The following is a 10,488-nucleotide window of genomic DNA, read 5'->3' on the forward strand; positions in this document are numbered from 1 at the left end:
GGGCGGCGCATGGCGCAAAAGGGCTCATCCCCTTCTGAAAGGCGGCCATGACGAGGTTGTGACGCACCGCACCGCTCGGCGCCGCTACGAGCGCGGCCCCGGCCCGACCGCTGGACGCGATCGAACCGGGGCCGCCCGGGACACCCGACGGGACGTCAGCCCTCGTCGCCGGCCGCCGCCGCCGTCTTCTTCGCCGCCGTCTTCTTCGCCGCGGTCTTCTTGGCCGCGGTGGCGGTCGTCGTCTTCTTCGCCGCCGTCTTCTTGGCCGCCGTGGCGGTGGTCTTCTTGGCAGCGGTCTTCTTGGCCGTAGCGGTCGTCGCCTTCTTGGCCGGCGCCTTCTTCGCCGTCTTCTTCACCGGCCCGCGGGCCCGCTTCTCGGCGAGCAGCTCGTAGCCGCGCTCCGGCGTGATGGTCTCCACGTCGTCGTCCTTGCGGAGCGTCGCGTTGGTCTCGCCATCCGTCACGTAGGGCCCGAACCGGCCGTCCTTGACCACCACCGGGCGCTCGCTGACCGGGTCGGTGCCCAGTTCCTTGAGCGGCGGGGCGGCCGCGGCCCGACCGCGCTGCTTGGGCTGGGCGTAGATCGCCAGCGCCTCTTCCAGAGTGACCGTGAAGAGCTGGTCCTCGCTGGTCAGCGAGCGCGAGTCGGTCCCCTTCTTGAGGTACGGGCCGTACCGGCCGTTCTGCGCGGTGATCTCCACGCCCTCGGCGTCCGCGCCGACCACCCGCGGCAGCGAGAGCAGTCGCAGCGCGTCCTGCAGCGTGACCGTCTCCAGCGACATCGTCTGGAAGAGCGAGGCGGTCCGCGGCTTGACCGCGTTCTTGCCGGTCTTGGGCGTGCCTTCGGGCAGCACCTCGGTCACGTACGGGCCGTACCGGCCGTCCTTGGCGATCAGCGGGTTGCCGCTGACCGGGTCGGTGCCCAGCTCGAAGTCACCGCTCGGCTTGGCCAGCAGCTCCTCGGCCAGCTCGACGGTCAGCTCGTCCGGCGGCATCTCGTCCGGGACGTCGGCCCGCTGCCCGGGCTCGCCCTCGACCGCGGACGCCTTCTCGACGTACGGCCCGTACCGGCCGACCCGCAGGGTGATCTGGTCGCTGAGCGGGAACGAGCTGATCTCCCGGGCGTCGATCGCGCCGAGGTCGGTGACCAGTTCCTTCAGGCCGCCCAGGTGGTCGCCGTCGCCGTTGCCGGCCTCCGCCGCGCCGCCGACCGCGTGGCCCTCGCCCTCACCGAAGTAGAACCGCTTGAGCCACGGCACGGACTGCGCCTCACCGTTGGCGATCCGGTCGAGGTCGTCCTCCATCCTCGCGGTGAAGTCGTAGTCGACCAGCCGACCGAAGTGCTTCTCCAGCAGGTTGACCACGGCGAACGAGAGGAAGGACGGCACCAGCGCCGTCCCCTTCTTGAAGACGTACTTGCGGTTGATGATCGTGTCGATGATCGAGGCGTAGGTCGAGGGCCGGCCGATCTCGCGGTCCTCCAGCTCCTTGACCAGCGAGGCCTCGGTGAAGCGGGCCGGCGGCTTGGTGCTGTGGCCCTCGGGCGTGAGCTGGTCGGCGGCCAGCGGGTCGCCCTCGGCCACCTGCGGCAGCCGGCGCTCGCGGTCGTCCAGCTCGGCGTTCGGGTCGTCGGCGCCCTCCACGTAGGCCTTCAGGAAGCCGTGGAAGGTGATGATCTTGCCGGAGGCGGAGAACTCGACGTCCCGGTGGTCGGCCGAGGTGCCGCCGACCTTGACCGTGACGGACTGGCCGACCGCGTCCTTCATCTGGGAGGCGACGGTGCGCATCCAGATCAGCTCGTACAGCTTGAACTCGTCGCCGCTCAGCGCGGTCTCGGCCGGGGTGCGGAAGCGGTCGCCGGAGGGGCGGATCGCCTCGTGCGCCTCCTGGGCGTTCTTGACCTTGCTGGCGTAGGTGCGCGGCGCGTCCGGCAGGTAGGCGGCGCCGTAGAGCTGGGTGACCTGGGCCCGGGCGGCCGCGATCGCGGTCTCGGAGAGCGTGGTCGAGTCGGTACGCATGTAGGTGATGAAGCCGTTCTCGTACAGCTTCTGGGCCACCTGCATGGTCCGCTTGGCGCCGAAGCCCAGCTTGCGGCTGGCCTCCTGCTGCAGCGTGGTGGTGCGGAACGGCGCGTACGGCGAGCGGCGGTAGGGCTTGGACTCGACGCTGCGCACGCTGAACGCGGTCTGCTCCAGGGCGGCGGCCAGCGCGCGGGCGGCCTGCTCGTCCAGGTGCAGGGTGTTCGAGGTCTTCAGCCGCCCATCCGAGCCGAAGTCGCGGCCGCTGGCGATCCGCTTGCCGTCCACCGTGGCCAGCCGGGCCCCGAAGCTCTCCGGGTTGGTGGCGTCCGCCGCGGTCCGGCCGGTGCCGAAGGTGGCGACCAGGTCCCAGTACGACGCGGAGGTGAAGGCCATCCGCTCCCGCTCGCGCTCGACCACCAGGCGGGTGGCCACCGACTGGACGCGGCCGGCCGAGAGCTTCGGCATGACCTTCTTCCAGAGCACCGGCGAGACCTCGAAGCCGTACAACCGGTCGAGGATGCGGCGGGTCTCCTGGGCGTCGACCAGCCGCTGGTTCAGCTCGCGGGGGCTGGCCACGGCCGCCTGGATGGCGTCCTTGGTGATCTCGTGGAAGACCATCCGCTTGACCGGCACCTTGGGCTTGAGCACCTCCTGAAGGTGCCAGGCGATGGCCTCGCCCTCGCGGTCCTCATCGGTGGCGAGGAAGAGTTCGTCGGACTCCGCCAGCAGCTGCTTGAGCTTGCTGACCTGAGCCTTCTTGTCGCTGTTCACCACGTAGATGGGGGCGAAGTCGTGGTCGACGTCGACGCCGAGCCGGCGCACCTCGCCGGTGTACTTGTCGGGGACCTCCGCCGCCGTCGCGGGAAGGTCGCGGATGTGCCCGACGCTCGCCTCGACGATGTAGCCGGGGCCGAGGTAGCCCTTGATCGTCTTCGCCTTGGCGGGCGACTCGACAATGACGAGTCGCTTGCCGCCCTGCGCGGTCTCGCTGGTCGGGGACACCTTCGCTCTTCTCTCCCGGTCGATTCCTGTGTGCTGGCCGACGGCCGGCCCAGGCCACCGGTCGTTCGCACGACCGGTCACCACGGGCAGCGCGGGCTCTCGCCGCCCGGCACACCACCGCCTGGGGCTGCCGCACCGCGACGACCCCACCAGCGGAGTGTGACCGTACCCTGGCCACCCTTGTCAAACGGGCCGATCCCGCTTTTTCACCGGCAAGGCCGACCTACGCCACTCGAACGGTAACCCGATGGCGGGCGTTCCCGCCGCATGGTTATCGCCGGTGAGCACCTCGGGACCGGACTCATCGGGCCTGGCCAGGAGTCCCGAGCGGCTGCGGAGCGGGCCGCCGGGCAGCGGTTCAGCGCAGCACGGCCAGGCTCAGCAGGCTCAGCCCGCCTGCCAGACTGCTGGTCCCCAGGAACGTCCAGAACACGTCAAGTGGCAGCGAGGCGGCGACCGCCTTGCCGGTCAGCATCACGGTGGCCGGGCGGTTCGGGTCATAGGCGACCCGGACCACGCTGCCGAGCGCCAGCCGGTCGGGACGGCGCAGCGGGGTGTGCCCGCGCGGTCGGACGAGCACCGAGACCGACTCGACCCGGCCCGCAGCCGCGCCCTGCCCACCGGCCGCCGACCGGCCGACGGTGGGCAGGGTGTCGTACGCGAGCAGCGGAGCCGAGTCCAGCGCGTCGGACGGGGCGGGATCGGGGACCACCAGCGCGGTCACCGGGATGCCGTGCAGGCGCAGCTGGTGGCGAAGGCGCAGCTCGGCCGCGCACCAGAACAACAGTGCGCCTCCGAAGAGTGCCAGTACGCCCCCCGTCAGCACCGCCGTCGGCGTCTCCACTAGCGCCCCCCTGGTCCGCCCCACGCTGAAGATCTTCCCCTTCGGGAACGTGGCAGGTCAGGGGTAACCCGGCGCCGCCAGTCACCGAACCCGAGGGAAACTCCAGGTCACGGATCGGTTAACCGCTGTCACAGGCCGGAAACAGCGGAAACCTGCCGGCGCACTTATGCCGTACTGACAAACGACCGACACGAACCGATCCCAGGGGGGACCCACCATGAAGGCCAACCGACTCGCCGCAGCCACCGCTCTGGCCCTGGCCACGCTCGCCCTGACGGCCTGCGGACCGGACGAGACGACCAGCACCGGCTCGGCCGCTTCGGCCGCGCCCAGCAAGGCCGCCACCGCGCCGGGCACCCCGACGGCGTCCAGCGCCCCGGCCGCCACCGCCCGGCCGAGCGGCGCCAAGCCGACCACGGCCAAGCCCAGCGGTGCCAAGCCCAGCGGCGCCGCCTCGACCGGCGCGACCCCGACGGCCGACTGCACGGCGAACGCCTCCGGTGTCGGCCGGGTCATCGAGGCCACCGACGACGGCTACCTGACCCACATCTGGATGAAGGCCAAGTCGACCAAGTTCGTCTGCGGCCCCGACATCCCGGACGACGGCTACTTCACCAGCTACGGCGACCCCGCGGTGTTCACCTTCAGTAACGACGTCAAGACCACGCTGCTGGCCAACGCGCAGAACCAGCCGGTCGACCTGGACACCTTCATGAAGCACGTGGACGACTGCCTGCACAACAAGGCAGCCGTCAAGCAGCCGTACGACACCTGCCGCAACCAGTACGCCGTCACCGTGAACAGCCAGAACGTGATCACCAAGGCCGACGAGCTGTACCACCCCTGATCGGCAGCCGTTCTGACTGATCGTCAGATCATCGCTGCGGCAGTGTGGCCGGCTCGACGAAACCCTGCTCGACCAGCAGGCGCAGCGAGTCCGGGGCCCGATCGCGCAGCCTGCTCGGGTCCTCGCGGAGCAGCTGCGCGATAGCGTCCAGGATCTCGCCGGCCGTCAGCGAGCCGTCGCAGACCCCGGCGAACCCGGCACCCACCGTGTCCACCTTGGTGGCCCGGCGCATGCCCCGGTTGTGGCGCAGCACCACGTGCTCCGGGTCCTCGGCACCCGGGGGGCCGACCTGCTCCTGCACCACCTCGTCGGCCAGCAGGTAGCGGGCCGCGAGCAGCGCGCGGTCGTCGTGCCCGCGCAGGAAGTCCTGGCGGGCGAACCACTGCTCGATGTGCGGGCCGAGCGGCTGCTCCACCGGGTGCGGCCACTCCTCGATCCGCACGGTCGGCTGCGCGGCGCCGCCTGCCCGCAGGGTGATCCAGCCAAAGCCGATGCCCTCGACCCGCGCCGCCTCGAAGGCGTCCAGCCACTCGTTGTACCGGGCCTCGTAGACGGTGCGCGGCGCCAGGTGGTCGCCGCCGTCGCGCAGCCACAGCTCGGCGTACTGCGCCACGTCCTGGACCTCGCGCTGCACCACCCAGGCGTCCAGCCCGGTGCCGGCCACCCAGCCCGCCAACCGCTCGTGCCAGTCCTCGCCCTTGACGTGCTGCCAGTTGGCCAGCAGCTGGCAGTAGCCGCCGGGCTCCAGGTGCGCGGCCGCGCCGCGGACCAGCGAGCGGCAGAGCTCGTCGCCGGCCATCCCGCCGTCCCGGTAGACGAAGCGGCTGGCGGGCGAGATCACGAACGGCGGGTTGGAGACGATCAGGTCGAAGCGCCGCTCGCCGACCGGCTCGAAGAGGCTGCCCTGGGCGGTCTCGGTGTTGTCGAAACCCGACAGCGCCAGGGTGAGCCGGGAGAAGGCCAGCGCCCGCGGGTTGAGGTCGGTGGCGGTCACCCGCTGGGCGTGCCGGGCCGCGTGCAGCGCCTGGACGCCCGAGCCGGCCCCGAGGTCCAGCGCGGCTCGCACCGGGCGGCGCACCGCCAGCCCGGCCAGCGTGGTGGAGGCGCCCCCGACACCGAGCACCAGCTCGCCGCGGGCCACCCCGGCGGCGCTGCCGCCCGCGCCGATGCCGCCCGCGCCGCCGACCGCGCAACCGAGGTCGGAGACCACCCAGGCATCGGAACTGTCCAATCCGGCGACCTCGTTGGCGTACGGGCGCACGTCCACGGTCGCGCGCACGTCGCCGCCGTCACGGGTCAGCCAGCCGTCCGCCAGGCACTCCTCGACCGGGAGCGCGGCGGCCGCGGCCGGGTAGGGCACCGGCTGCTGGAGCAGGAAGAGCCGGACCAGGGTCTCCAGCGGCGTGCCGCCCCGGGTGGCCCGCAGCGCGGGCACCGCCTCGCTGCGGGCCAGCGCGGCGTACCCCGTGGGGCCGAGCAGGTCGAGGCAGCCGTCGGCGGTGTAGTCGGCGGCGAGCAGTGCCTCGCGCAGGCTGGCGAGGCGGGCGGGGTCGGGAGCGGGGAGCTTGGTCACCCCGCCATTGTCCCGCCCACCGACCGCCGGTCCGACCGGGGCGCGCTGCCGGCGGGCGGTACGGGGGCGGACGGGTGGGACGCGCGCGGGCGGGCCTAGCTGGGCGAGGCGCCGGACGTGGCGGGGCTGCCCGACGCTGCGGGACCACCGGAAGCGGCGGGACTGCCGGAAGCGGCGGGACCGCCCGACGGGGACGTGCTGCCCGAGGCGCTGCCGGCCGCCGGGCTGCCCGACGGCGCGACCGACCCGGACGGGCTCGAACCCGGGTTCGGGCTGCCCGACGCGCCGGCGTCCTGGCTCTTGCACCCGGGCTGCTTCGCCAGCGCGGTCCCCAGGTCACCGGTCTGCACCTTGCCCAGCGCACCGGTGGAGAGCGTGGACAGCTGCTGCACCTGGTCGCCGATGCTCTTCAACCCGTCGGCGAACTTCGCCTGATCGTCCGTGGGCAGCGCGGCCAGCTTCTTCTGCACGTCCTGGTAGCCCTGTGCCGCCTGGCGCAGCTCGTTCACGGCGTCCTTCTGCAGCCCGGCGCCGTTGTCGACCTTGGGCGCGCCGGCCTTGTCGATCGCGTCGGCGATCTGCTGGGTGGCCGTCCCCAGGCTGCCGAGGTCGGTGGCCAGCCGCTTCTGCAGGTCGGTCGGCGCCTCACCGCTGTTGACCAGGCCGGTGTCCCGCATGGCGTCCTGGGACTGGGTCACCGGGCCGCGCAGCCCGTTACAGACCTGCGTGGCCCAGTTGCCCAGCGCCGCGCTGTTGTCGCTGGAGCAGGCGGCCGCACCGGTCGCGAGCAGCGCCCCGAGCAGCGGCAGGGCCAGCAGGCGGCGGGCCGATCCGCGCGGTGCGGCGGGCCTGCTCCCACCTCGCCCGGCCCGCCGGGACCGCTCGTCCGCCAGCACTCGCTCGTCCACCTGGGAGCCCTTCCGTCCTGTCCCGATCCGTCCCGGGTGAACCTACCCGACACCGGAACGGGGACGGTCGGAGCGGGTGCCCCGGTTCCCCGGCACTCCGGCGGTAGCCCGTGGGGCCCCACGCGCCGGGCGCTCAGGCCCGCTCGACCCGGATCGAGTCGCCCGGGCGCACCGTGCGCAGCACCTGCGGGTCACCGTCCAGCGCGCCGAGCAGGTTGCAGGGGCTGGCCAGCCGGCACTCGTCACCGCGCGAGACCGGCGTCGGTCCGTAGGGGAGCGCCAGGCTGTCGCCGTCGGTCCAGAAGGCCACCGTGCCCGGCTCCACCACCTGCTGCGCGTCGTCCTCACGCGGCACGCTCACGGGCGTACCGAAGTACACCTCCTCGCCCCAGGTGCTGGCCGATGCGCTGATCGGCAGGGCGGCCCAGACCGCCTCGCTGGTGGGGGTCGAGCGCAGGGTCGCGGTGGCCTGGCCGGCCGGCCAGAGGATGCGGATGCGCATGGGGTCTCCCTCTCCGGTTCAACAACTTGTTGCTCAACAATTTGTCAACCGGGATCCCACCACACGCACCCGCACCCTCGCCAGACCGGTCCAGGCCTTGGTCACCAGAGGGTGGCCACCGAACGCTGGTCACTGGAGGCCGCGACGTCCACCGTCCGTCGCTTGGAGAGGTACACCGCGCCCACCACGACCAGCAGCGCCACCACCGCGATCGCCCCGCGCAGCAGCGCGTTCGCGTGCGCGCCGTAGCTGAACCGGACGATGGCCGGCGCGATCAGCAGCGAGACCAGGTTCATCACCTTCAGCAGCGGGTTGATCGCCGGGCCCGCGGTGTCCTTGAACGGGTCGCCGACGGTGTCGCCGATCACCGTCGCCGCGTGCGCCTCGCTGCCCTTGCCGCCGTGGGCGCCGTCCTCCACCAGCTTCTTGGCGTTGTCCCAGGCCCCGCCGGAGTTGGCCAGGAAGACCGCCATCAGGGTGCCCGCCCCGATCGCGCCGGCCAGGTAGGCGCCGAGCGAGCCGACGCCCAGCCCGAACCCCACCGCGATCGGCGCCAGCACGGCCAGCAGCCCCGGGGTGGCCAGCTCGCGCAGGGCGTCCCGGGTGCAGATGTCGACCACCTTGCCGTACTCCGGCAGCTCGCTGCCGTCCATGATCCCGGGGTGCTCGCGGAACTGCCGTCGCACCTCGAAGACCACCGAACCGGCCGACCTGGAGACTGCGTTGACGGCCAGTCCGGAGAAGAGGAAGACCACCGCGGCGCCGAGCAGCAGCCCGACCAGGTTGTTCGGCTGCGAGATGTCCAGGCTCAGTCCGGCCGGGTTGCCGATCACCGAGCTGCCGCCCGCGGTGCCGACGGCCTCGTTGATCGCGTCCGTGAAGGAGCCGAAGAGCGCGGTCGCCGCCAGCACCGCCGTCGCGATCGCGATGCCCTTGGTGATCGCCTTGGTGGTGTTGCCGACCGCGTCCAGCTCGGTCAGCACCCGGGCGCCGGGGCCCTCGACCTCGCCGGACATCTCGGCGATGCCCTGCGCGTTGTCGGAGACCGGGCCGAAGGTGTCCATCGCCACGATCACGCCGACCGTGGTGAGCAGGCCGGTCCCGGCCAGCGCGACCGCGAAGAGCGCCAGCACGATCGACCCGCCGGCCAGCAGGTACGCCCCGTAGACCGCCGCACCGATCAGCACCGCCGAGTACACCGCCGACTCCAGGCCGAGCGAGACGCCGGAGAGCACCACGGTGGCCGCGCCGGTCAGCGAGCTGCGTCCGACGTCCCGCACCGGGCGGCGGCTGGTCTCGGTGAAGTAGCCGGTCAGTTGCTGGATCAGCACCGCCAGCACGATCCCGATCACCACCGCGGCCAACGCGAACAGGCGCGGATCGCCGTGATGGCCGCGGATGTCGTCCGGCACGTGCCGCAGCGCGGCGAAGCTGGACGGCAGCACCAGGTACGTCGCACCCAGCACCAGCAGCAGCGAGACCGCCGCGGAGAGGAAGAAGCCCCGGTTGATCGCGGCCATCCCGCTGCGGTCACGCTCACGCGGCGACACCGCGACGATGCCGAGCACGGCCGTGACCACCCCGATCGCCGGGACGATCAGCGGCAGCACCAGACCGGTGTCGCCGAAGACCGCGCGACCGAGGATCAGCGCGGCCACCAGGGTCACGGCGTAGGACTCGAAGAGATCCGCGGCCATCCCGGCGCAGTCGCCCACGTTGTCGCCGACGTTGTCCGCGATGGTGGCGGCGTTGCGCGGGTCGTCCTCGGGGATCCCCTGCTCGACCTTGCCAACCAGGTCCGCGCCGACATCCGCCGCCTTGGTGAAGATGCCGCCGCCGACCCGCATGAACATCGCCAGCAGCGCGGCCCCGAAGCCGAAACCCTCCAGTACCCGAGGCGCGTTGGCCTGATAGATCAGCACCACGACGGCCGCGCCCAGCAGGCCCAGGCCCACCGTGCACATGCCGACCACGCCGCCGGTGCGGAACGCGATCCGCATCGCCCGGTGCTGCGCGGGCTTCTCCTGCCCGGCCGCCACGCCCCTGGCCACCGCGGCCACCCGGACGTTGGCCCGCACCGCCAGCCACATGCCCAGGTAGCCGGTGGCGGCCGAGAACACCGCACCGACCAGGAAGAAGACCGACCGGCCCAGCCGCTGCGACCAGTTGTCCGCCGGCAGCATCATCAACAGGAAGAAGGCGCCCGCCGCGAAGATCGCCAGGGTGCGGAACTGGCGCGCCAGATAGGCGTTCGCGCCCTCCTGCACGGCCCCCGCGATCCGCCGCATCACCGGCGTTCCCGCGTCGGCCGCCAGGACTTGACGGACCAACAGCACGGCGACCCCGAGCGCACCGAGGGCGACCAGACCGATGATCAGAACCACCAGTTGATTGCCGCCGGTGAGAACCGCGTTGGCCGACGAGCCGCCTGACGTCCCATCGGCCAGAACGTCCAGGATTTGTGGTCGCACTGGTGCTGGTGAGACGGATTTCAGTACGTCAGATGTGGTTGAAGCACTCGCGATGATCGTGAATCCGGCCATGCGTCCTCCCCGACGACCGGCACGCCGACCTGTCGGAACGGCGCGCAAGTGGCTCTGGTGGCACAGGCGACCGGGCCGGGCGTTCCCGACCCGACCGGATATCCAGAAGCGAGTGTAGGAATCATCGACGGATTGATATAGACCGCGTGCGGCAGAGAACCGAAAGAATCATGGGCGGTGGCGCAAAACCCGCGGGTTTGGGCCCCCCCCCCCCGGGGAGAGATGTGCCCGGGGTTTTTTGGACGCGC

At 72.0% G+C, this 10,488-nt stretch carries 7 protein-coding genes; 1 reads left to right on the forward strand and 6 read right to left on the reverse strand.

Going from position 1 to position 10,488, the window contains the following annotated elements; all coding sequences use genetic code 11:
• Window positions 1–155: 155 nt before the first annotated feature.
• A complete protein-coding gene (gene topA / locus P3T41_RS06925) occupies window positions 156–3,023 on the reverse strand; it encodes a type I DNA topoisomerase (protein ID WP_280688677.1) in 2,868 nt (955 codons plus the stop codon).
• 358 nt (window positions 3,024–3,381) lie between these two features.
• The gene (locus P3T41_RS06930) at window positions 3,382–3,867 is read right to left on the reverse strand and encodes a hypothetical protein (RefSeq protein WP_280688678.1); all 486 of its coding nucleotides are present in this window, start codon (window positions 3,865–3,867) and stop codon (window positions 3,382–3,384) included.
• A gap of 217 nt (window positions 3,868–4,084) precedes the next feature.
• Here P3T41_RS06930 and P3T41_RS06935 point away from each other — a divergent pair, with 217 nt between their 5' ends.
• Complete coding sequence (locus tag P3T41_RS06935) at window positions 4,085–4,714, forward strand: hypothetical protein (RefSeq protein WP_280688679.1); 630 nt, start codon at window positions 4,085–4,087, stop codon at window positions 4,712–4,714.
• Window positions 4,715–4,742: 28 nt separating this feature from the next.
• On the opposite strand, the gene P3T41_RS06940 is transcribed toward P3T41_RS06935, so the two are convergent.
• The 4 genes from P3T41_RS06940 to P3T41_RS06955 all read right to left on the reverse strand — a co-directional run bounded on the left by P3T41_RS06940 (window position 4,743) and on the right by P3T41_RS06955 (window position 10,075).
• Window positions 4,743–6,287: a methyltransferase gene (locus P3T41_RS06940; RefSeq protein WP_280688680.1), complete on the reverse strand. Its 1,545-nt coding sequence runs from the start codon at window positions 6,285–6,287 to the stop codon at window positions 4,743–4,745.
• A 95-nt stretch (window positions 6,288–6,382) separates the two neighbouring features.
• A complete protein-coding gene (locus P3T41_RS06945) occupies window positions 6,383–7,195 on the reverse strand; it encodes a hypothetical protein (protein WP_280688681.1) in 813 nt (270 codons plus the stop codon).
• A 133-nt stretch (window positions 7,196–7,328) separates the two neighbouring features.
• Window positions 7,329–7,697, reverse strand: coding sequence for a cyclophilin-like fold protein (locus tag P3T41_RS06950; protein ID WP_280688682.1), 369 nt, complete (start codon window positions 7,695–7,697; stop codon window positions 7,329–7,331).
• A gap of 101 nt (window positions 7,698–7,798) precedes the next feature.
• On the reverse strand, window positions 7,799–10,075 hold the full coding sequence (locus P3T41_RS06955) for a sodium-translocating pyrophosphatase (protein ID WP_280688700.1): 2,277 nt from the start codon (window positions 10,073–10,075) through the stop codon (window positions 7,799–7,801).
• Between the last annotated feature and the right edge of the window lie 413 nt (window positions 10,076–10,488).

It is taken from the genome of Kitasatospora sp. GAS204B (assembly GCF_029892155.1).
Lineage (GTDB): Bacteria > Actinomycetota > Actinomycetes > Streptomycetales > Streptomycetaceae > Kitasatospora.